The 20,839-nt window shown below is 64.6% G+C and carries 17 protein-coding genes and 2 tRNA genes; 10 read left to right on the top strand and 9 right to left on the bottom strand.

The window, feature by feature from the left end; genetic code table 11:
- Positions 1–49 precede the first annotated feature (49 nt).
- The 7 genes from ACTNAU_RS12590 to ACTNAU_RS12560 form a co-directional block, all read right to left on the bottom strand.
- Positions 50–2,596 (bottom strand): transglutaminase-like domain-containing protein, encoded by a 2,547-nt coding sequence (locus tag ACTNAU_RS12590; RefSeq protein WP_441098608.1) that lies wholly within the window; start codon positions 2,594–2,596, stop codon positions 50–52.
- Between the two features lie 13 nt (positions 2,597–2,609).
- Positions 2,610–3,779 (bottom strand): DUF58 domain-containing protein, encoded by a 1,170-nt coding sequence (locus tag ACTNAU_RS12585; RefSeq protein WP_441098607.1) that lies wholly within the window; start codon positions 3,777–3,779, stop codon positions 2,610–2,612.
- Between the two features lie 12 nt (positions 3,780–3,791).
- Entirely contained in the window at positions 3,792–4,763 is a 972-nt protein-coding gene (locus tag ACTNAU_RS12580; protein ID WP_185915261.1) for an AAA family ATPase, read from the bottom strand.
- Between the two features lie 389 nt (positions 4,764–5,152).
- Positions 5,153–5,410: a hypothetical protein gene (locus tag ACTNAU_RS12575; RefSeq protein ID WP_441098606.1), complete on the bottom strand. Its 258-nt coding sequence runs from the start codon at positions 5,408–5,410 to the stop codon at positions 5,153–5,155.
- A 54-nt stretch (positions 5,411–5,464) separates the two neighbouring features.
- On the bottom strand, positions 5,465–7,429 hold the full coding sequence (locus ACTNAU_RS12570) for an alpha-amylase family glycosyl hydrolase (protein WP_441098605.1): 1,965 nt from the start codon (positions 7,427–7,429) through the stop codon (positions 5,465–5,467).
- 538 nt (positions 7,430–7,967) lie between these two features.
- Positions 7,968–10,118 (bottom strand): ferrous iron transport protein B, encoded by a 2,151-nt coding sequence (gene feoB / locus ACTNAU_RS12565; RefSeq protein ID WP_441098604.1) that lies wholly within the window; start codon positions 10,116–10,118, stop codon positions 7,968–7,970.
- A gap of 110 nt (positions 10,119–10,228) precedes the next feature.
- Entirely contained in the window at positions 10,229–10,507 is a 279-nt protein-coding gene (locus ACTNAU_RS12560; RefSeq protein ID WP_185915257.1) for a FeoA family protein, read from the bottom strand.
- Positions 10,508–10,650: 143 nt separating this feature from the next.
- Between ACTNAU_RS12560 and ACTNAU_RS12555 the strand changes: the two genes are divergently transcribed.
- Positions 10,651–11,091 (top strand): metal-dependent transcriptional regulator, encoded by a 441-nt coding sequence (locus ACTNAU_RS12555; protein WP_185915256.1) that lies wholly within the window; start codon positions 10,651–10,653, stop codon positions 11,089–11,091.
- 70 nt (positions 11,092–11,161) lie between these two features.
- Here the strand turns inward: ACTNAU_RS12555 and ACTNAU_RS12550 are convergent, their stop codons facing one another.
- Positions 11,162–11,719 carry a DUF4364 family protein gene (locus tag ACTNAU_RS12550; protein WP_021659745.1) on the bottom strand — a complete coding sequence of 186 codons (558 nt, stop codon included), beginning with the start codon at positions 11,717–11,719 and terminating at the stop codon, positions 11,162–11,164.
- 527 nt (positions 11,720–12,246) lie between these two features.
- Here ACTNAU_RS12550 and ACTNAU_RS12545 point away from each other — a divergent pair.
- The gene (locus ACTNAU_RS12545) at positions 12,247–13,236 is read left to right on the top strand and encodes a Gfo/Idh/MocA family protein (protein ID WP_441098603.1); all 990 of its coding nucleotides are present in this window, start codon (positions 12,247–12,249) and stop codon (positions 13,234–13,236) included.
- A 57-nt stretch (positions 13,237–13,293) separates the two neighbouring features.
- On the opposite strand, the gene ACTNAU_RS12540 is transcribed toward ACTNAU_RS12545, so the two are convergent.
- Complete coding sequence (locus tag ACTNAU_RS12540; RefSeq protein ID WP_286172528.1) at positions 13,294–14,238, bottom strand: S1 RNA-binding domain-containing protein; 945 nt, start codon at positions 14,236–14,238, stop codon at positions 13,294–13,296.
- Positions 14,239–14,469: 231 nt separating this feature from the next.
- Here ACTNAU_RS12540 and ACTNAU_RS12535 point away from each other — a divergent pair, with 231 nt between their 5' ends.
- The 8 genes from ACTNAU_RS12535 (at position 14,470) to ACTNAU_RS12500 (ending at position 20,748) form a co-directional block, all read left to right on the top strand.
- Complete coding sequence (locus tag ACTNAU_RS12535; RefSeq protein WP_044992719.1) at positions 14,470–14,679, top strand: DUF951 domain-containing protein; 210 nt, start codon at positions 14,470–14,472, stop codon at positions 14,677–14,679.
- Between the two features lie 80 nt (positions 14,680–14,759).
- The gene (prfA, locus tag ACTNAU_RS12530; protein WP_185915334.1) at positions 14,760–15,830 is read left to right on the top strand and encodes a peptide chain release factor 1; all 1,071 of its coding nucleotides are present in this window, start codon (positions 14,760–14,762) and stop codon (positions 15,828–15,830) included.
- Positions 15,831–15,832: 2 nt separating this feature from the next.
- A complete protein-coding gene (locus ACTNAU_RS12525) occupies positions 15,833–16,876 on the top strand; it encodes an L-threonylcarbamoyladenylate synthase (RefSeq protein WP_441098602.1) in 1,044 nt (347 codons plus the stop codon).
- The gene (gene coaE / locus ACTNAU_RS12520; RefSeq protein ID WP_441098601.1) at positions 16,869–17,468 is read left to right on the top strand and encodes a dephospho-CoA kinase; all 600 of its coding nucleotides are present in this window, start codon (positions 16,869–16,871) and stop codon (positions 17,466–17,468) included. The genes ACTNAU_RS12525 and coaE overlap by 8 nt, the downstream gene beginning before the upstream one ends.
- A complete protein-coding gene (locus tag ACTNAU_RS12515) occupies positions 17,450–18,865 on the top strand; it encodes an aminopeptidase (RefSeq protein ID WP_353590444.1) in 1,416 nt (471 codons plus the stop codon). Before coaE ends, ACTNAU_RS12515 begins: the two co-directional genes overlap by 19 nt.
- Before the next feature lie 137 nt (positions 18,866–19,002).
- Positions 19,003–20,229 carry an MFS transporter gene (locus tag ACTNAU_RS12510; protein WP_216401175.1) on the top strand — a complete coding sequence of 409 codons (1,227 nt, stop codon included), beginning with the start codon at positions 19,003–19,005 and terminating at the stop codon, positions 20,227–20,229.
- Positions 20,230–20,314: 85 nt separating this feature from the next.
- A tRNA-Ala gene (locus ACTNAU_RS12505) sits at positions 20,315–20,390 on the top strand.
- A gap of 282 nt (positions 20,391–20,672) precedes the next feature.
- A tRNA-Ala gene (locus tag ACTNAU_RS12500) sits at positions 20,673–20,748 on the top strand.
- Positions 20,749–20,839: the final 91 nt, after the last annotated feature.

The raw sequence follows: 20,839 nt of genomic DNA, 5'->3' as shown, positions 1-20,839 counted from the left end.
GGTTTACCCCCCCCCCCCCCCTCCCTGCGTTGTGATCGGCAGATGGGGTCTAGTTGAGGTGGAGCAGGCGGAAGGAGAACTGTTTGGGCAGCGACAGGTCTCTGTACACTCGTTTGCTGAAATGCGTCACAAACGCCTCCATCCACCGGCGCTCCTCGGCGGTGCAGCCGCCCTTGGAGAAGCGGGCTTTCTGCGCCAGTTCCAGGGCCTTGGCGAAGTCGCCCTCGTGCACCGTCAGGTGGCGGATCTGCAGGGAAGTAGCGTACTCGTCCACCGGCAGATGCTGTCGGTTGTCCTCGCCCAGGTAGCGCAGCACCCGCTCCAGCCGCCCGTAGTCCAGCAGGACCTTCTGGGTGTCGTCGGCCCGGCGGTACCGGCCGGTGCTCCTGGCGCGGACGATGCCGGCGCGCAGGAGGAGGGCGGCGAGGAAGAGGGCGAGCAGCGCCCCCACAAAGAGGGGGATCATCAGGTAGAGGGGGAGCTGGCCGAGCCAGGTATCCCCGAAGCGGAAGCCCAGGAACTTCTCCTGTATGGTCTGGGGACCGTCCACCCCGCCCACATTCTCCTCCGCCTTGGGATCGCCCTCGCTCTCCAATGGGGAGCGGTCGCCCGAGAGGAGGGGATAGCTGTACCCGTCGTAGGGGTCGCGGAAGGTGGTGGTCATCTCCATGGGGATCCAGCCGTAGCCGTCCACATAGACCTCGGCCCAGGCGTGGGCGCTGTAATCCAGTACATCCACCTGGCGGGCGGGGTTGGAGATGGCCTCGCCGCTGATGTCGTAGACCAGCTGGTCCCCCGCGTCCTTGCCGCTGGAGAAGGTGTCGCCCTTGACCAGGTACCCCTCCACATACCGGGCGGGGACGCCGGCGGCCCGGAACATGGCCACTGCCGCGGAGGCGTAGTGGACGCAGAAGCCGCCGTCCATCTGGTCGTAGAAGTAGGCGATGAAGTCCTCGCCCTCAGGCACCTTGCCCGGGTTCATGTCGTAGATCTTGTTCGACTGCAGCAGGGTGCGGACGTATTTGGAGTACCCCTCGAGCCCGCCCAGCTCCTGGTACTTTTCGGGGGTGCAGGCGGAGCGGATGCTGGAGAGCCCTTTGTCGGGCAGCTCGGTGTAGGTCTGGTGGACATAGTTCTCGTAGACAGAGAGGAGCTCGATGTAACCGAAGGGGTCGTCGCTGGCCGAGGCGGCGTCGTGGCGGAGGCTCCCCACCTCCAACATGCTGGGCAGGGCAAAGTAGTCAAACTCGTACTTGCGCTTTTTGCTCTTGACCGAGACGTTTGCCTCCCCCGAGAAGGTGACGTCGTCCTCGCTGAAAAGGCCGTTGTAGGGGGTGTAGGTGTAGGCGGAGTTGGCGCCCCGGTTTTCGATTTTCACGTGGGAGAGAACGCTGCGCTTCACCTGGCCGCTGAAGGCCTTGCGGGCCAGGGAGACGGTCTCCCCCTGCAGGTTTTGGGGGTGGCTGCCGCTGGCCTCAAAGGCGTCGTACATCTCCTGGGTGAGCTGGGTCTCCCTGGCCATGTCGGCGGGGAGCCAGGCGGTGCCGATGTACTCGCCCCCCACGAAGCCCCGCAGGTAGAAGGCGTCGCCAAAATAGGGGCCGGTGACCCGCAGGGCCGTCTGGCCGGTGTAGTGCAGGCCGTCCACCTCGTAGAGCTTGCCGCCGGTCAACCCGCCGGAGGCGCCCCCGAAATTGCCGCTGAGGGGGAAGTCCTCCAGCGCCTCGGCCATGTCGTCGCGGAAGTTCTGCACCGCCGTCGAGTCGTAGAGGGCCGGGGTGAGCAGGGCGGTGGCCCCGCCCATGCTCAGGCAGACGGCGGCGATCAGGATGACCGAGACGATCATCGAGAGCCACTTGCGGTGCCCGCCGTTGTAAAAGAGGACGTCCTTTTTCTTTTTGGGGCGGATAAACTCCCCCTCCCCCCGGCGCTGGCGCACCACCTGCATGGCGCCGATGCCGGCGTAGGCCGCCACCAGCAGCAAAAAGGAGAAGTAGGCGGGCACCAGCCCCACGAACATCCCCACCTCGATGACGGGGAAGCTCAGGAGCAGCACCATGGGCAGGCTGGGCCGGCGGAGGATGAACCAGCAGATGCCGGCGGAGAGGAGGAAGAAGACCAGCATGAAACAGAGGTCGGAGCTGTCGGTCTCGGCAAAGGAGTAGGAGACGTAGGGCAGCTCGGTGGGGATGCGGGTGTTGATCCGCGCCGCCAGGGCGTTGTAGGCCATGTAGGCGCTGGGGATCAGGCGGTCCCCCATCCAGACACAGACCCCGGCAAAGCCGGCAAAGGCGATGGGGAGGCCGATGCGGGTGGTGTGCTTGTTGAAGTAGATGAGCCCGAAGAGCAGGGGGAAGACCGCCACCCCCAACATCAAGTTGGAGTGGGACTGGTCGATTTTGTAGATGGTCGAGAAGGTGCTGGCAAAGCCCAGCAGACAGAGAAAGGCCAGCACGATGGTGGCAAAATAGCTGAAGCCCGGGACCTCCCAGCGAAAGGCGAGGGAGGCGCCCTCCTGAAAGAAGAGGCCGCTGTTCTGCCCGGGCTCGACGTCCTTGCGCCGGGAGGGCGCGCGAGAAGCGGATTTTTTTGACAAGACAGGGCCCTCCTTACAGCATTAGATTTTGCAGGCTCGCGCCCACCTGGTCGGGGTCGATGGGCACCAGCCCCGGCCCCTGGGCCTGTTCCCCCCCGTCGGGGTTGGTGTAGAAGATTGTGAAGCTGTCGCCAAAGCTGCGCAGCCGGTCGTCCTTGGCCACCTCCTCCGCCAGGTTCGGGGTGACGTAGAAGGCGTAGGGCTCGGTCCCCGCCAGCTGGTCGAGGTAGTGGTCCTGCAGCATGTGCGGCCGGTCGGCGTAGGGCTTGGCGCCAAAGACCTGTTGCAGGGCGTCGAGCACCTCCTCCTCCGCCCGGACGGGGTAGCGGTGCAGACCGCTCTCGTCGCACCAGCAGAGCTGGTGTTCCCCCACCTGGTCCAGCAGGTAGAAGGAGAGGGAGGCGCAGGCGTCCAGGGCGGCGCTCAACTCCTTTTTATAGCGGGGGCGGCTGGGGTCGGCCCAGAGTTCGAGCAGCAGCAGGGGGGCGTTTTGCAGGGGGTAGCTGCCCTGGCGCACCATGAACCGGCCCTGCGAGGCCGTCAGCTTCCAGTGGATGCGCTGCAGCTTGTCGCCCGGCTGGTAGTCGCGGATGCCGAAGGTCTCGGAGTAGTCGTCGCCGAAGCGGTTTTGGTCGAAGGTGTCGCTCTCGCCCAGGGCGTGGCGCTGGGCCATATTGGACTCGATTTCATAGATCACCGGCATCACGGTGAAGGGCACCGGGTCGGGCAGCTCTTTGGCCCGGCGCTTCCAGAGTTTAAAGGCGTCGAAGTAGACGATGGAGCGCACCTCGATGACGGCGTTGCCGTCGTAGAGGGCCCGGATGGGGAAGGTGAAGTCCTGCCGGTTGAGGGGGAAGAGGGGAAAGACCACCGTCTGCACGTCTTCCCCCCCGTAGTACTGGTGCCGGCAGACCAGGGTCACCCGGCACTCGGACACCGGCAGAAAGGAGCGCACCCGCGCCTTGATGTGCAGTGTCTGCAAGTCCCCCGCCACCACCGAGTAGTGCTCGCAGGCCAGGGAGATCTTGGTGTAGCGCACCGCCACCCGCAGCAGGATGTAGAGCAGCAGCGGCAGCAGCAGGGTGATGGCAAAGGTCAGGTAGGAGAGGTAGTCCTTGTAAAAGACCGAGAAGAGGGCCATCCCCACCACCAGCAGGCCGTAGACGCATTTGCGAAACCACATGGCGCCCAGCCCCTAGCGATCCCGCCGGGCGCGGGTCGGCTGCTGGATGGAGGGGGGCTCGATCTCCCCGAGGATCTTCTCCAGGATGTCGCCGCCGGTCAGCCCGGCCACCCCCGCCTTGGAGGTGAGCAGCACCCGGTGCCCGGCCGTGGCCTTGAGCACGGCGCGCACGTCGTCGGGCACCACGTACTCGCGCCCCAGGTAGTAGGCGTTGGCGCGGGCCATCTTGGCCACCGCCAGGGTGCCGCGGGGGCTGAGGCCCAGCCGCAGGTCGGGGTGGTTGCGGGTGGCGGCGGCGATCTCGGTGATGTAGCGGTAGATGTCGTCGTGCACGTGCACCTCGTCCACCTCGTTTTGCATGGCCATGATCTCCTCGCCGTCGGCGATGGGCTCGATGTCGTCGAGGGGGTTGTGGCCCTTGCGGTCGCGCAGGATGTTCAGCTCGCTCTCCGCGTCGGGGTAGCCCATGGTGAGGCAGACGGCAAAGCGGTCGAGCTGCGATTCGGGCAGCAGCTGGGTGCCCACCGAGCCGATGGGGTTTTCGGTGGCGATGACCACAAAGGGCCGGGGGGTCTGGCGGGTGACCCCGTCCACGGTGATGCTGCCCTCCTCCATCACCTCCAGCAGGGCCGACTGGGTCTTGGAGGAGGTGCGGTTGATCTCGTCGGCCAAAAAGAGGTTGCACATGGCCGCGCCGGGCTTGTAGACAAACTCCTGCTTTTCCTTGTCATAGATGGAGAAGCCGGTCACGTCCGAGGGCATGACGTCGGGGGTGAACTGCACCCGGTTGTAATTCAGGTTCATGGCCTTGGAGAAGGCCACCGCCAGGGTGGTCTTGCCCACGCCGGGGATGTCCTCCAACAAAACGTGGCCACGGGCCAGCACTGCAAGCATGACCTTGGTGACCACGTCGTCTTTGCCGATCACGGCTTTTTTTACCTCGTTGACAATGTCCTGGGACTTGTAGACATAATCGCGATTCATCTTCCCATTCCTCCGCATTCTAATCTCTTGGGTGGCCTTTGAAAAACACACAATCTATCAATATTTTACACGGTGGAGGAAGCGGTGGCAATTCTTTTATTTTGTTTTCACAAAACGGTTGTCGAAATTTGTCCCCCTTTCCCCCGGGATGGCAAAAAGGGGACAAACCCGCTCCCCGGGCGGGCCGAGGGGGGCGGGGAGAGGGGCGAGCGGGAAGGGGGACTATAAAAGGTGCACAAAATAAACCCGCAAAGTTCATGCAGCCTGTTTTGAAAAGATTGGAAGAAACGGTCCCCTGTCCGAGCGCGCTCCGAGCGGCGGGGGAGGAGAGAAGGGAAAAAAACGCCCCGCCGGGGGCGACCCGGTAGGGCGGAAAGGGCGTTTTGCAGTTACGGGTCGCGCCGGGGGGAGGCGTCTTCCCCCTCCCGGGCGCTCTGGGCGATGTAGAGCTCCGCCGCCCGCTCCATTTTGGGGAGGGCTTTCTGCGCGGCGGAGAGGGTGCGGTAGAGTTTGTAGGCAAAGAGGCCGCCCACCGCGGAGACCGCCACCGCCCCCACCGAGACGACCGAGCCCACAAAGGCCAGCGAGCGGGCGATGGACTTGGAGGACTTGACCAGCCCGGCGGGCTGTTTGACCGATTTTTTCATGAAATCGCGCTCCTTTCTCACGGCCGGCCGGCTGCTGTGCCGGCCGGATCGCAGTCACGACAGTTTGTAGACCACCCCGCTGCGGCGGGGGAGGAAGAGGGGCTCCGGCCCGGCGGGGGGGATGTCGCCGCTCTCCATCCAGCCGCCAAAGCGCGTTTCGGCGGTGTGGAGCACCGGCTGCCAGACCCGGCCCTTCTCCGGCGGGGGGAGCTTGGTCTTGCAGTCGTTCACGGGGTGAAAGTTGAGGGCGAAGAGGTAGTCGCCCCGGCGGTAGACCAGCAGTTTGCGGTTGTGGCTGAGTTTTTGCAGGTTGGAGGGGGCCCCCAGCAGGTTGCCGCTGTTTTGCAGGTCGATCATGGCCATGTCAAAGGCCTGCAGGTGCTGGTAGCGCAGGAAGGGGCTGTCGGCCAGGCTCCACTGGCGGCGGGCGTACTGGTAGCTGTTGCCGTTGCCCTCCCGGGGCATGTCGATCCACTCGGGGTGCCCAAACTCGTTGCCCATGAAGTTGAGGTAGCCCTCCCCCGCCAGGGAGAAGGTCACCAGCCGGATCATCTTGTGCAGGGCGATGGCCCGCTCGATGACGTCGCTGTGGGAGTTTAGATCCATGTGCCAGTACATCTCCGCGTCCGCCAGCCAGAAGATGAGGGTCTTGTCCCCCACCATGGCCTGGTCGTGGCTCTCGCAGTAGCCGATGTTTTTCTCCTGCGGGCGGCGGGTGGTGAGTTCAAACCACATCTTGCCCAGGTCCCAGTCCTCGTCTCTCTGGGACTTGAGGGTCTTGATCCAGAAGTCGGGCACCCCCATGGAGAGACGGTAGTCAAAGCCGATCCCCCCGTCGGCGATGGGGACGCACATCCCCGGCATCCCGCTCATGTCCTCGGCGACGGTGACGGCGTTCGGCGAGACCTCGCGGATGAGGTCGTTTGCCAGCTGCAGGTAGGTGACCGCCTCCACGTCGGTGTTCATGCTGAAGTATTTTTGATAGGAGTCAAAGCTCTCCCCCAGGCCGTGGTCGTGGTAGAGCATGGAGGTGACCCCGTCGAAGCGGAAGCCGTCGAAGTGGTACTCGGTGAGCCAGTATTTTAAATTGGAGAGGAGGAAGTGGAGCACCTGGGGCTTGCCGTAGTCAAAGAGCTTGGTGTTCCAGGCGGGGTGGTCCCCCTGGGGCCCGGCGTGGAAAAACTGGTACTCGGTGCCGTCGAAGGCGGCGATCCCCTCGGCGGTGTTTTTGGCCGCGTGGGAGTGCACCAGGTCCAAAAAGACGGCGATCCCCATCCCGTGGGCGGTGTTGATGAGCGCCTTCAGGTCCTCCGGCGTGCCCAGCCGGGAGGAGACGGCAAAGAAGTTGGAGATCTGGTAGCCGAAGGAGGCGTAGTAGGGGTGTTCCATCACCGCCATCAGCTGCACCGTGTTGTAGCCCAGCCGCTTGACCCGGGGGAGGACGGTCTCGGTGAACTCCCGGAAGGAGGAGACTTTGGGCTCCTCCCCGGCCATCCCCACGTGGCACTCATAGATGAGGGGCGGGGTGTCCCGCCGGCGCACAAAGTCGCCGTCGGTCCAGACAAAGGGCTCGTCGGGCCACCAGATCTGCCCGTTGAAGCCGAAGGTGAGGGGGTCCTGCACCGCCCGGCGCACGTAGAGGGGGATGCGGTCAAAGAAGGTGCCGTCGGCCGTGATCTGCACCTTGACTTCCGACTGGTGGGGGATGGGGCCCTTGACCCGCAGCTCCCAGTTGCCGTTTTCCAGTTTGCGGCAGGGATGGGCTTCCCGATCCCAGCCGTTAAAGTCGCCAAAGAGGTGCACCGCCTCGGCGTGGGGGGCCCACTCACGGTAGACCCAGCCGTCTTCGGTGGGGTGAAAGCCGTAGTAGAGGCTGCCGTTGGCGAAGTCGGAGAGGCTGTCCCCGCCGCCCAGCAGCTGTTTTTTGACGCCGCGGTACCGCTCGTCCCGCAGGCGGATATCCCCCTCAAACGGGGCGAGAAGGGGGTCAATCTCGAGCAATTTCAATCTGTTTTTCACAGCGGTCACTCCTTGTCAAGAGAGGGGAGGGCGCCTCCTCTCACCGCGGGGAGAGAGAGTTCTCCCCTTTTTCTCTACTGTATAGCAAACACAGACAAAGGTCAACGAAATCAGTACAGTTTGCACATATTTCACGATATTTCAATCCATTGTCTGTCAATTGATACAAATGCCCCCTTTGGCGAGAGGGGGGAGATGTGCTATACTCGTGGGGGAGGAGGGCCTGTCCCCCCTCCCCTTTACAAAGATAGCGGGGGCTGCCCGCGAAATTGATAAAAAGTTGAGAATTGCCGGGTAGACTGTTTGAAAAAGGGGTGCTGTGAGATGGGAGAGCCGCCGCCAGCACAGCGCCCAGGTCCGCTTTGCGGGGGAGCTGACCGTGGACTACTCCCAGCGGCGCCCCCGTTCTGGCGGCCGCCGGCGTGGGGGCGGTTGCCCTTGCCCTGCTGGCGCGCAGCCGCTGGAAGGCGGGGAGATAGCAAAAAGGGGGAGCGCCCCGGGCGGATTTGGTGCCCGGGGCGCTTTTTTGGCGTGTCGGTCAGGCCAGCCCCAGCAGCCGGGCGGCGGTGGCCACGGTGAAGCAGACGAGCATCCCCACCAGGGTGGGGACGGCGAAGGAGATGGCCGTCCACTTGAGGCTTTTGGTCTCCTTGCCGATGGTGAGACAGGTGGTGGAGCAGGGCCAGTGCATCAGGCAAAAGAGCATGGTGCAGACGGCGGTGAGCCAGGTCCACCCGTTTTGCACCAGCAGGTCTTTGAGGGCGAAGAGGTTTGACATGTCGGTGAGACTGCCGGTGGCCATGTAGGCCATGATGATGATGGGCACCACGATCTCGTTGGCCGGGAAGCCCAGGATGAAGGCCATGAGGATGACCCCGTCCATCCCCAACAGGTGGGCGAAGGGGTCCAGGAAGTGGGCGCAGTGGAGGAGGACGCTGGCGTCCCCCACCTGGATGTTGGCCATCAGCCAGATGAGAAGGCCCGCCGGGGCGGCCACCGCCACGGCCCGGCCCAGCACGAAGAGGGTGCGGTCGAGGACCGAGCGCACCAGCACCTTGCCGATCTGGGGGCGGCGGTAGGGGGGCAGTTCCAGGGTGAAGGAGGAGGGCACCCCCTTGAGGATGGTGTGGGAGAGGAGCCGGGAGATCCAGAAGGTCATGACCACCCCCAGGACGATGACCCCCAGCAAGACCACCGCCGACAGCCCGGTGGAGAGGGCGCCCCCGGCGGCCCCCACAAAGAACATGGTGATGATGGAGATCAGGGTGGGGAAGCGGCCGTTGCAGGGGACGAAGTTGTTGGTGATGATGGCGATGAGCCGCTCCCGCGGGGAGTCGATGATGCGGCAGCCCACGATCCCGGCGGCGTTGCAGCCGAAGCCCATGCACATGGTCAGGGCCTGTTTGCCGCAGGCGCAGGCCTTTTTGAACTGGTGGTCCAGGTTGAAGGCCACCCGGGGGAGGTAGCCGAAGTCCTCTAACAGGGTGAAGAGGGGGAAGAAGATGGCCATGGGCGGCAGCATCACCGAGACCACCCAGGCCAGCACCCGGTAGACCCCCAGCACCAGCGCGCCGTGCAGCCAGGCGGGGGCGTGCAGGTAGACAAAGAGGTCGGTCAGCCGGTCCTGCACCCAGAACAGGGCGTCCGAGAGCCACTGGGAGGGGTAGTTGGCCCCGGTGATGGTGATCCAGAACACCGCCGCCAACAGGGCCAGCATGATGGGGATACCGGTCCACTTGTTGGTGAGGATCGCGTCGATCCTGCGGTCCCGGTCCCGGCTCTCGGCCTGGCGCAGGGTGACGCTGTCGGCGCAGGCGCCCTCGGCGGCGAGGACGATGGCGGCAGCCACCCGGTCCCGCAGCCCTTCCGGGGTGATCCCCTCGGCGGCCAGCCGAGCCCGGGCCCCGTCCAGCGCCGCGGCGACGGCGGGGTCGGCCAGGGGGTCAAAGCCCAGGTGGGTGCGCAGGGAGGCGGTGAGGCTGTCGTCCTGGTCCAGCAGTTTGAGGGCCACCCAGCGGGAGGAGAGTTTGCCCGCCAACCTCCCTTCCAGCAGGGGCTGCAGGGAGGCGATGGCCGCCTCGATGGGGGCGGTGTAGCGGATGGGGTCAGGCGGGGTGGGGCGCCCCTCGTGGGTGACCGACGAGAGGGCCTCCATCAGCTCCCGCAGCCCTTTGCCGCTGCGGGCGGCGGCCCCCACCACCGGGACCCCCAGATTGCGCGAGAGCTGCTCCAGGTCGATGTCGATCTGCTTTTTCTTGGCCTCGTCCATCAAGTTGACGCAGACCACCACGTTGGGGGTGATCTCGATGGTCTGCAAGACCAGGTTGAGGTTTCGCTCCAGGCAGGTGGCGTCGCAGACCACGGCCACCCCGTCGGCCCCGCCAAAGCAGATGAAGTCGCGGGCCACCTCCTCCTCGGCCGAGTGGGCCAGCAGGGAGTAGGTGCCTGGCAGGTCGACCAGGATGTAGTCGGTCCCCTCATATGTATGGGTGCCCTGGGCGGTGGCCACCGTCTTGCCCGGCCAGTTGCCGGTGTGCTGGTTGAGGCCGGTCAGTTCGTTGAAGACGGTGCTCTTGCCCACGTTGGGGTTGCCTGCCAGGGCGATCACCCGGTCGCCGGGGGCGCGGCGGGCGATCTGCAGCCCCTGGTCCACGGCCCCCATGCCGGTGGAGTGCGCGGTTAATCCCATGAAATATCAGCTCCTCTTTTGCGGTTTGCAGGAAAAGGCGGCGGGCAAAAAGGGCTTCTGGCCGCCGCATCTATGTACCCCGGCGCCCCGATCGGGGCCGGGGAGGGGGGCTAGCTCTTGAGCCCCTCTGTGCCGCGGTGAAGGCCGACGGTCTCCACCAAAATTTGGTCGCTGTCCTCCTCCCGCAGGGCGATGACCGCGCCCCGGATGAGGTAGGCCACCGGGTCGCCCCAGAAGCTCTTTTGCAGGCACTTGATGCGGGTGCCCTCGATGATGCCGATGTCCTGTAAGCGGCGGCGCATGGTGCCCTCCTGCAGGATGTCTTTGACGCGGGCGGTCTGCCCCTCTTTCAGGGCGCCCAGACGAGCTATGTCTTGAACGGAGTTCATGGTGCTCTCTCCTTTGACAAGGCGGGCGGCATAATTGTGGCCGCCGGCCGAATAGGTATAAGTTGGTTTGAGGAAACTCTCTTTCCTGCCCCTATCTTATTGGCTGGCGGGAAAAAAGGTGACAGGGACCGGGAGGTGCGCCGATGGACAGCGACATCGATTTTTACACCCTCAGCGGCTATGCGCTCAAAAATCCCCCTGCGCTCTCCGCTTCTATGGAGGATTACCTGGAAATGATTGCCCGGCTCTGTGCGGCGGAGGGGTTTGCGCGGGTGGGGGCCCTGGCCGAGCGGCTGAACGTCAAGCCCTCCTCCGCCTCCAAGATGGTGGGGCGGCTGCGGGGGGCGGGGCTGGTGGCCTTTGAGCGATACGGGGTGGTCACCCTCACCCCCAAGGGGGAGGAGGAGGGGCGCTATCTCCTGCAGCGCCACCAGCTGCTGGCCCGCTTTTTCTGCCTTCTCAACCGCTCTTCGCACCAGTTGGAGCAGGTGGAGCGGGTGGAGCACTTTCTCTCCCGGGAGACGGTGGCCAACCTGAAATCCCTTGTCGAGCGGATGGAGGGGGAGTGGGGCTACACCGAGTGACGCCCCCTCTGCGCGCCAAAAAGGGCCCGGCGGTTTTGACCGCCGGGCCCTTTTGAAAGGAAAGTCCCGCCTATTCGGTGTAGTCCTCCCCGGTGAGGAGGAAGAGGTTGTACTGGTAGAGCCGCCCTGGGTCCTGCAGGAAGTGGTCTCGGATCCCCTCGGCCTGTTCCCGGGTGGGGGCGAAGAGGGAGACGGAAAAGAGGTCGGTGCCGATGTCCAGCACGCTGCAGCGGACGACGTAGCCGTCGCTGACCTTGATGATCTGCACGTCGGTCTCACTCTTGTTCTTGGCCAGGTCCACCATCCGGTCGAGGGCGGCGGCGGCTTTCTCCCGCACGGCGGGGGGGATCTCGTCCCCCAGCAGCGCGGCGGCGCGGCGGCCCTCCCCGTCCAGCTTGACGCAGTCGTCCTCGAGGACGACCTGGCCGTTTTCCAGCAGGGCGGAGATGGCGGCGGTGATTTCAAAATAGTTGGCCAGCCCCTCGAGGGTCAGGCTGTCGATGAGGAGATTTTGGGGCACCCCCTCCGGCTGGCGGGAGGCCAGCCAGCAGACCAGCACCCGAATCTCATTGGTGGTGGTGAGCCCGCCGGGGATGATGCCGTGGATGAATGCGTTGTTCTTGTTCATGGGGGGACCTCCGGAATGCCGTTTTGGAAAGAAGGGCTTGATGGCGTTTGGATGCGGCCGTCTGGCCGCAGGGCGGGGGGAAAGAGGGCTGCACGTCCGCCTGGGTGGGGGGACGGCCGCTCGGCGGCGCCGTGGGAAAGAGGGAGCACGGGGCGGGGGTAGGGGGTAGGGCATCTGCACATCGGCCCGGCCATCTCGCCCTCGCCGTCGTTTTGCGGCCAGGACGCCGCAAGCGCCGAGCGCGCGGCGGAGCTTGGCTGTGAAACAGGGGGGGAAGGACATTTGCGCATCTGCCCGGCCCTCCCCAGCAGGACGTCGCTTCGCGGCTGTTCTGCCGCAGGGGGAAAGCGCGCGGCGGAGTTTGGCTGGGAGGTAGGGGAGCAAATAGTGTTTGTACAGCTGCCTGACAATCCCATTATAATAGTTACTTCGTGGTTATTATACCACAAAACCCGAAAATAGAAAGCGGGCGATTGTTTTCTCTGCGCCGATGCCCTACAATGGAGGAAAAGAGAGGGGGAGTTACAGTGAGCGAGAGAGCAATTTGCATCGTCGGCGCGGGCCGGCATGCCCGGGCCAACATCTACCCGTCCATTTTGCTGGCGGGGGGAGAGATGGCGGCGGTGGCCACCCGCAATGCCGAGCGCTCCCGCCAGGCCCTGGAGCGGTGGGGCTTCCCGGGAGGGCGGGCCTACGGCGACTACCAGGAGATGCTCGCCCGGGAGGAGTGCCCGCGGGTGGCGGTCATCACCCAGGGGGAGAGCGCGCCGGCCATCGTCCGCGACTGCCTGCGGGCGGGCAAGTCGGTGCTGGTGGAAAAGCCCCTGGGCTTTGGCGAGGAGGAGGCCCGCCAGATCGAGGCGGAGAGGCGGGGGGACCGGCAGCTGATGGTGGCCTTTATGAAGCGCTACGCCCCGGTCTATCGCCGGCTGAAAGACTGCCTCTCGCAGGGGGAGCTGGGCGGCCCCTGCTCGGTGCAGGCGGCCTTTGCGGTGGACGCCTCGGCCTTTTGCAGGACCGACCGCGACTTCTTCTTTGCCGTGGCCATCTACTATCTGGACCTGCTGCGCTACCTGATGGGGGAGGTGGAGGAGGTCTCGGCCGTCCGCTCGGGCGGAAAGGGGAGTTCCTACGCTCTGACCCTCCGCTTTGCCAGCGGCGCGGTGGGGAGCCTCTCCCTGGAAAACCGGAGCGCCTGGACCCGGGAGACAGAGTGGGTCTGCGTCACCTGTGAAGAGGGGTTTGTGGCGGCCAGGGACCTCTGCGAACTGCGCCTCCACCGGAGCGCCGCCTCGCCCCGCCCCTGGGCGGATGTGAGCGAGGGGGACTGCCTCTGGACGCCGGGCATGGGCCCGGCCTCGGGGACCGAGCGGGACCTCTGGCTGCGGGGGTTTGCCGGGGAGGTGGAGCACTTCTTTCGCTGCTGCGAGGCGGGGGAGGAGCCCCTCACCAGCGGCCGGGACAACATCCTGACCGCCCGGCTCTGCGAGCAGGCGCTGTCCGCCCTGGAGGGGTAAAAAGAGAGAGGGCCGCGGGGAGTGTTTCCCTGGCGGCCCTCCTTTTTTGGCGGCGCGCTAGCAGCCGGATGGGGGGGTGAAGACGGTGGCGATCTCCCGCGGACAGCTGGGCGGGGAGTAGTAAAAGGCGTCGATGTGATCGCCCTCCCAGTAGTAGTGCAGGGGCGGGCGGGACTGGTGGCAGGACCCGGCGGGGAAGTCGTCGATGATGATGAGTTTGATCTTCATCTTCTCCGGCAGGATGCTCTTGATGTAGACCGAGACGGTGTCCCCCGGGTGGATGCCCTCCCGCACCTCCGCCAGGCCCGCCAAATTGGGCAGCAGTTCGATGAAGATGCCGTAGCTCTCCACCGAGCGCACCACCCCCGGCACCGTGTCCCCCGGGGAGAAGGAGGCGGCGTTTTCCAGCCAGGTGCCCAGCAGCTCTTTATGGGTGAGGGTGATCCGGCCCAGGCCGTCCCGGCCGGAGACCACTGCCCGCAGCCACTGGCCGGGGGTGAAGCGGTCGCGGGGATGGGCGATGCGGGAGACGGAGATGCAGTCGATGGGGAGGAGGGAGACGATGCCACAGCCGATGTCCACAAAAACGCCGAAGGGCTCGAAATGGGTGATGGCCGCGTCGATGATGTCTCCCGGGGCGAGGCGGTCCAGGTAGTCGCGCTGACAGGCCTCCTGCACCAGCCGGCGGGAGAGGTCGGCCACCGGTCTGCCGTCGGCCCCCTCGCGCAGCCCAGTGATGCAGAAGCAGACCGGCTTGTTGACCTTGGAGATGACCGAGATCTCCCGCACCTTCCCCAAATCGGCGCCGACGGCGCTCTCGCGAAAGGGCAGCACCCCCATGGCGGCCCCCAGATCTATGTAGAGATTGTAGCTGTTGTCGCATTTTTGGGCAATGCCTTCCAGCACGGCCCCCGACTCGATGGCTTCGGAAATGTTGGCAGTGCAGTCAAAGTGGGCAGGCTGCCTGCCCGAGGGCATGCCTTCCGGTGCATAACAATTCAACGTGAAACCCTCCTTTTTTCTTACTGTATCAGTATATGAGCGCCCGGGCGGGAAATATGCGCCCGGGCGCTGCGGGAAAGCCGCCCGCCCAATTTGCTGGAAGCGGTGATAAAGATTGCCAAAACGGGGAAAACCCTTTATAATAGGGAAGGCAATTTGGCCTTTTTGTCCCACGGCGGCAAAAGGGCTTTTCGGCTGTTATTGATTTGGGAAAGGGGCGTGTGGCGAGAGATGGACATTCGGGTCGGAGACAGGTTGCAGATGAAGAAAAAGCACCCCTGCGGCTCCTTTGAGTTCGTTGTGCTGCGCGCGGGGATGGACTTCAAGATCCAGTGCACCGGCTGCGGCCGGGTGGTGGAGCTGCCCCGCTCCAAGTGCGAAAAGAACATCAAGAAGCTCTTCCCCCTGCCGCGGGAAGAGGGACCGCAGGGGGGATCGTAGCGACTGCACTCTAACATGCTATGTTCCCACACAGGTAAAAATACAAAACAGAGAGTTGGAGAAGAAGAGATATGGCAGATATGTTTGACCGGCTGCGCTCGGCGGAAGAGCGCTTTGAGCAGCTCAACGAGCTGCTGATGGACCCGGCGGTGGTCACCGACCAAAACCGCTATCGGGACTTGATGAAGGAGCACAAACAGCTGACCCCCATTGTGGAGAAGTACCGCGAGCACATGGCCGCCCGGCAGGAGCGGGACGAGGCCAAGGCCATGCTCGACGAGGGCGGGCTGGACAAGGACTTTAAAGAGATGGTCCTCGAACAGCTCGACGAGAGCGGCAAAAAGCTGGAGCAGACCGCGGAGGAGCTGCGCATCCTGCTGCTGCCCCAGGATCCCAACGACGACAAGAACGTCATCATTGAGATCCGCGGCGGCGCCGGCGGCGACGAGGCGGCCCTCTTTGCCAACACCCTCTACCGGATGTACAGCATGTACGCCGAGCAGAAGGGCTGGAAGAGCGAGATCATGTACGCCAGCGAGACAGAGCTGGGCGGCTTTAAGGAAATCAGCTTCGCCATCAACGGCGACGGGGCGTACAGCCGCCTGAAGTTTGAGAGCGGGGTGCACCGGGTGCAGCGGGTGCCCGAGACCGAGGCCGCCGGCCGCATCCACACCTCGACGGTGACGGTGGCGGTGCTGCCCGAGGCCGAAGAGGTGGACGTGGACATCAACCCCGCCGACCTGCAGATCGACACCTACCGCTCCGGCGGCGCGGGCGGCCAGCACGTCAACAAGACCGAGTCGGCCATCCGCATCACCCACCTGCCCACCGGCATTGTGGTGGAGTGCCAGGACGAGCGCAGCCAGTACAAGAACAAGGACAAGGCCATGAAGGTGCTGCGCTCCCGCATCCTCGAGGGGGAGATGCGCCGCCAGCAGGAGGAAATCGCCGCCGAGCGCCGCAGCCAGGTGGGCACCGGCGACCGCTCCGAGCGCATCCGCACCTACAACTACCCGCAGGGGCGGGTCACCGACCACCGCATCGGGCTGACCCTGTACAAGTTGGAGGCCATCCTCAACGGCGCGCTGGACGAGATCATCGACGCCCTGATCACCGCCGACCAGGCGGAGAAGCTCAAGGCACAGGATTAGGGGTGAGTGAGATCGACACCAAGCTGTTTGTCATAGAAGACATCGCCCGCGACGACGCCAAGCTGGCCGAGGCCGCCGCCATGCTGCGGGCGGGGAAGGTGGTGGCCATCCCCACCGAGACGGTCTACGGGCTGGGGGCCAGCATCGACTGTGAGGAGGCCATCAAAAACGTCTTTTTGGCCAAGGGCCGCCCCCAGGACAACCCCCTCATCGTCCACGTGGACCGGGTGGAGATGGCAAAGGAGCTCTACGCCGCTTTCCCACCGGAGGCGCAGGCGCTGACCGACGCCTTCTGGCCGGGGCCGCTGACCATCATCCTCCCCAAGACCGAGCGGGTCTCCGCCACCGTGTCGGGGGGGCTCGACACGGTGGCCGTCCGGATGCCCTCCGACCCCATTGCCCACCGGCTCATCGAGCTGGCGGGGGTGCCCATCGCCGCCCCCTCGGCCAACCTGTCGGGCTACCCCAGTCCCACCACTGCCCGCCATGTGCAGCGGGATCTGACGGGCAAGATCGACGGCATCGTCTGTGGGCCCGACTGCCAGGTGGGGGTGGAGTCCACCGTGGTCTCCCTGGCCGGCCCGGCGCCGGAGTTGCTGCGCCCCGGGGCCGTGACCCTGGAACAGCTGCGGGGGGTGTTGGGCCGCTGCGAGGCGTCCCCGGCCATCCTCCACATGCTGCGAGAGGGGGAGGTGGCGGCCTCCCCGGGGATGAAGTACAAGCACTACTCCCCCAAGGCAAACGTGGTGATTTTGAAAGGGGACTTTCCCGCTTACTGCGCCTACCTGAAAGACCACGCCGGGCCGGGCGTCTACGCCATGTGCTTTGACGGCGAGGAGGGGGCCCTCCCGGTGCCGGCGGTGCCCTATGGGCACCGGGAGTCGGACGAGGAGCAGGCCAGGCACCTCTTCGCGGTGCTGCGGGACTTTGACGATCTGGGGGCCAAGACGGTCTACGCCCGCTCCCCCAAAGAGGAGGGGGTGGCCCTGGCGGTTTACAACCGGCTGCTGCGGGCCGCCGCCTTCGAGGTGATCGACCTTGGATAGGGGCCGGGTCATCGGCGTCACCGGCCAGACCGGGGCGGGCAAGTCCCTGATCACCGGCTGGCTGCGGGAGGCCGGGTGCCCCGCCATCGACTGTGACGCCTTCGCCAAAGAGGTGATGGACGGGGATCCCGCCTGCATAGGGGAGATCGGCGACGCCTTTCCCGGCTGTGTCAGGGACGGGGTCATCGACCGCGGGAAGCTGGGGCCGCTGGTCTTTTCCGACCCGGAAAAGCTGGCCGCCCTCAACGAGATCGTCAACCCCCGCATCCTGCGGGCCCTAAAGGAGACCATCGACGGCTGGCCCGAGGGGGAGATGCCCCTGATCGTGGACGGGGCGACCCTCATCGAGACGGGGGCCGCCGACCTCTGCGGCTTTTTGGTGGCCGTCACCTGCAGCGCCGCCGAGCGGATAAAGCGGATCGTCGCGAGGGACAATATATCGGAAAACCAGGCCAGAAATCGGGTGGCGAGCCAGCGGGAGGACCGCTTTTACGCCGCCCGTGCAGATTGGGTGATCGACAACAGCGCGGGCCCCCAGGCGGCCAAGGAGGCGGCAGGGGAGGTGCTGCGCAGATGGAAGGAGCGATTGTGATGAACGAGCTGTCCCAGGGCCAAGAGCTGGCCAAACAGCTTTTGATGGACGACAGAAACGGCGTGGAGAAGGTGGGTGCGGAGGAAATCTACCAGGCCGACCTGTTCTGCGAAAACTACAAGCAGTTTCTCGACTGCGGCAAGACCGAGCGGGAGGTGGCCGCCCAGGTCACCGCCATGCTGCAGCAAAACGGCTACCGCCCCTTTGTACCCCAGACGGCCTACCAGCCGGGGGACAAGGTGTTTCTCAACAACCGGGGCAAGGCCATCATCGCCTGCACCATCGGCCGCCAGCCGGTGAGCGCGGGGGTGCATATCGCCGCCGCCCACATCGACTCCCCCCGGCTGGACCTGAAGCAGCGCCCCCTCTACGAGGAGAAGGACCTGGCCCTCTTCAAGACCCACTACTACGGCGGCATCAAGAAGTACCAGTGGACCGCCATCCCCCTGGCCCTGCACGGCGTCATCGTCAAGCAGAGCGGGGAAGTGGTGCCGGTCTGCGTGGGCGAGTCGGCCGACGACCCGGTGTTCTGCGTCACCGACCTGCTGCCCCACCTGGCCGCCGAACAGATGAAGCGGACGCTGGGCGACGGCGTCAAGGGGGAGGAGCTGAACATCCTCATCGGCAGCCGCCCCTTCTTGGACGACAAGGTGTCCGAGAAGGTCAAGCTGAACATCATGCAGATCCTGGCCCAGAAGTACGGCATCACCGAGCGGGACTTCCTCTCGGCCGAGCTGGAGATGGTGCCCGCCTTCAAGGCGCAGGACGTGGGCTTTGACCGCAGCATGATCGGCGCCTACGGCCACGACGACCGGGTCTGCGCCTACACCGCCCTCATGGCCGAGATGGCCGCCCAGTCCCCCGAGTACACCACCGTCACCATCCTGGCGGACAAGGAGGAGACCGGCAGCGACGGCAACACCGGCCTGAACTCCTCCTACCTGAAATACTTTGTGGCCGACCTGGCGGCCTGCTTTGGCGCCAACGGGCGGGACGTCCTCTCCCATTCCCGCTGCCTCTCGGCCGACGTGAACGCGGCCTACGACCCCACCTTCCCAGACGTGACCGAGCCGATGAACACCGCCTACCTCAACCGGGGCGTGGTGGTCACCAAATTCACCGGTTCCCGCGGCAAGGGCGGCACCTCCGACGCATCGGCCGAGTATGTGGGCTATGTGCGGCGGCTGCTGGAGCAGGAGAACGTGCTCTGGCAGACCGGCGAATTGGGCAAGGTCGACGCCGGCGGCGGCGGGACGGTGGCCCTCTACATCGCCAACCTCAACGTGGACGTCATCGACGTGGGGGTGCCGGTGCTCTCGATGCACGCGCCCTTCGAGGTGGTGTCCAAACTGGACGTCTACATGGCCTACCGGGCCTTCCGGGCGTTTTACAAGTAAGTGATTTTGCCTCCCTGAGGGGGAGGCGCCAGAAAGCGGGGGTGCTGCCCCCGCTTTTTGAGGGCATGGGCGAGCGGGCTCCCAGCGGCGGCTCTGCCGCCCGCCTGTGCCGAGACGACAAGAGGAGGATTTGACCCTTGAAAAAGAAAAAGAGCATCGCCCTGCTGTTTGCCCTGTACGCTGTGCAGGTGACCCTCTCCAACTTCATCCATCCCATCACCCCCACCCTGTTTAAGGATCTGGGGTTCCCCGACTACATGTTCGGGGTGGCCTTTGCCGCCATGAGTTTTTCCAACTTTCTCTTCTGCCCCATCTGGGGGGTGGTGGGCGACAAGATCGGCCACCTGAAGATGTTCGGCATCACCGCTTTTGGCTACGGGCTGGGCCAGCTCTTCTTCGGCCTCGCCACCACCCCGGCCATGACCCTGCTGGCCCGGTTTTTCGGCGGCGCTTTTGCCGGCGGCTTCATGGTGGCCATCATGGCCTACCTGACCAACAACAGCGAGCCCGAAAAGCTGGCCTCCCGGATGAGCTATCTGGCGGCCCTCACCTCGGTCTTTACCGCCATCGGCTACCTACTGGGCGGGGTGATCGGCGAGCGCTCGGTCTTTTGGGACTTTGCCCTGCAGGTGGGCGGCATCACCCTGGTCGCCATTTTGATGCCCCTGCTGGTGGCCGAAGAGCTGCCCGAGACGGCGCCGAACGCCCCCAAGCAGAGCCTCAACCCCCTGAAGGCATTCATCTCCATGGGGAAGGGGATGTCCGCCCCGCTGGGTCTCTTTTTGGCGGCGGTCTTCTTCGCCAACTTTGCCACCATCGACTACGACAACGCCTTCAACTACTACATCAAGGCGGAGCTGGGCTTCCCCCCCTCCTACAACGGCATCATCAAGGCGGCCATCGGCATCATCGGCCTGCTCATCAACCTGACGGTCAATGTATGGCTGGCGAGAAAGACCGACATGCGCCGCAGCATCGTCCCGGTCTTTGGCCTCTGCACGGCGACCCTGGTGGCCGTCTGCCTGGTGCCGGGGACCGCCCCCTTCATCGCCGCCAACGTCATCTTCTACCTCTTTAACGTGATGTACATCCCCATGCAGCAGACCCTGGTCACCAGCGACACCACCACCGGCAAGACCAGCGGCGAGCTCTCGGGCATCTTCAACGCCGTCAAAGCGGTGGGGATGATCGGCGGCTCCCTCTTTGCGGGGCTGATCTACACCGTCGGCGCCAAGCTGCCCTTCTGGTTCGGGGCCCTCTCCTTTGGGCTGGCGGCGGTGACCAGCATTTTCAGCTTCCGCGCCTACCAGAAAAAGGGGCTTTTGAAGAAGGAGGCGACCCCTTCGTCTGCCGGGAAAAATTGAGTGAAATTTCTTGTAAAAAGGTGTTGACACAGACAATTCCCATTTGCTATAATAGCTACTGCCGGGTCAAACCGGCAGAGCGTCTGGGGCATTAGCGCAGCTGGGAGCGCGCCACACTGGCAGTGTGGAGGTCAGGAGTTCGATCCTCCTATGCTCCACCAGAGAGAAGCCGCACAACAAAGCTTTTGTTGTGCGGCTTTTGCTTTTTGGACAACCCGCCTTTTAACCCGTTTGAAATGGGGAGGAGAGCGCCGTGCTGCCCTCTCTGTGCGCCGACAAAGAGGACACAGATCTGCAGTCTGCCCCTCTTTTTCCCCCGCTTCCCGCCGGCCGGGCGCAGAGGGGGGGAGGGGAAGCGAATTCTGCAGAAAAGGCAAAAAAATGGTTGACAGAAGCCACTCGGTTTGGTATACTATAAAAGTCGAAAAAAGCAGTAGACATCTGGGGCATTAGCGCAGCTGGGAGCGCGCCACACTGGCAGTGTGGAGGTCAGGAGTTCGATCCTCCTATGCTCCACCAGAAAAAATGGCTTGGCAACATCGGTTGCCGGGCCATTTTGCTTTTGCGGGACAAAGGACAGAGGGAAAGAGAAGGGGCGCACCACTTGGTG

The organism is Bittarella sp. HCP28S3_D9 (assembly GCF_052065655.1).
GTDB classification, from domain to species: Bacteria; Bacillota; Clostridia; order Oscillospirales; family Ruminococcaceae; genus Bittarella; species Bittarella massiliensis.
Note: the sequence above shows the minus strand (reverse complement) of the source record. Positions and strands in the feature narration are given on the sequence as shown.

Bases quoted from the DNA above. Each gene is read 5' to 3' on its own strand.
- ACTNAU_RS12575 (WP_441098606.1), bottom strand. From the start codon at position 5,410: ATGAAAAAATCGGTCAAACAGCCCGCCGGGCTGGTCAAGTCCTCCAAG.
- ACTNAU_RS12560 (WP_185915257.1), bottom strand. From the start codon at position 10,507: ATGAACTCCGTTCAAGACATAGCTCGTCTGGGCGCCCTGAAAGAGGGG.
- ACTNAU_RS12585 (WP_441098607.1), bottom strand. From the start codon at position 3,779: ATGTGGTTTCGCAAATGCGTCTACGGCCTGCTGGTGGTGGGGATGGCC.
- ACTNAU_RS12580 (WP_185915261.1), bottom strand. From the start codon at position 4,763: ATGAATCGCGATTATGTCTACAAGTCCCAGGACATTGTCAACGAGGTA.
- ACTNAU_RS12515 (WP_353590444.1), top strand. From the start codon at position 17,450: ATGGAAGGAGCGATTGTGATGAACGAGCTGTCCCAGGGCCAAGAGCTG.
- ACTNAU_RS12535 (WP_044992719.1), top strand. From the start codon at position 14,470: ATGGACATTCGGGTCGGAGACAGGTTGCAGATGAAGAAAAAGCACCCC.
- prfA (WP_185915334.1), top strand. From the start codon at position 14,760: ATGTTTGACCGGCTGCGCTCGGCGGAAGAGCGCTTTGAGCAGCTCAAC.
- ACTNAU_RS12555 (WP_185915256.1), top strand. From the start codon at position 10,651: ATGGACAGCGACATCGATTTTTACACCCTCAGCGGCTATGCGCTCAAA.
- ACTNAU_RS12550 (WP_021659745.1), bottom strand. From the start codon at position 11,719: ATGAACAAGAACAACGCATTCATCCACGGCATCATCCCCGGCGGGCTC.
- feoB (WP_441098604.1), bottom strand. From the start codon at position 10,118: ATGGGATTAACCGCGCACTCCACCGGCATGGGGGCCGTGGACCAGGGG.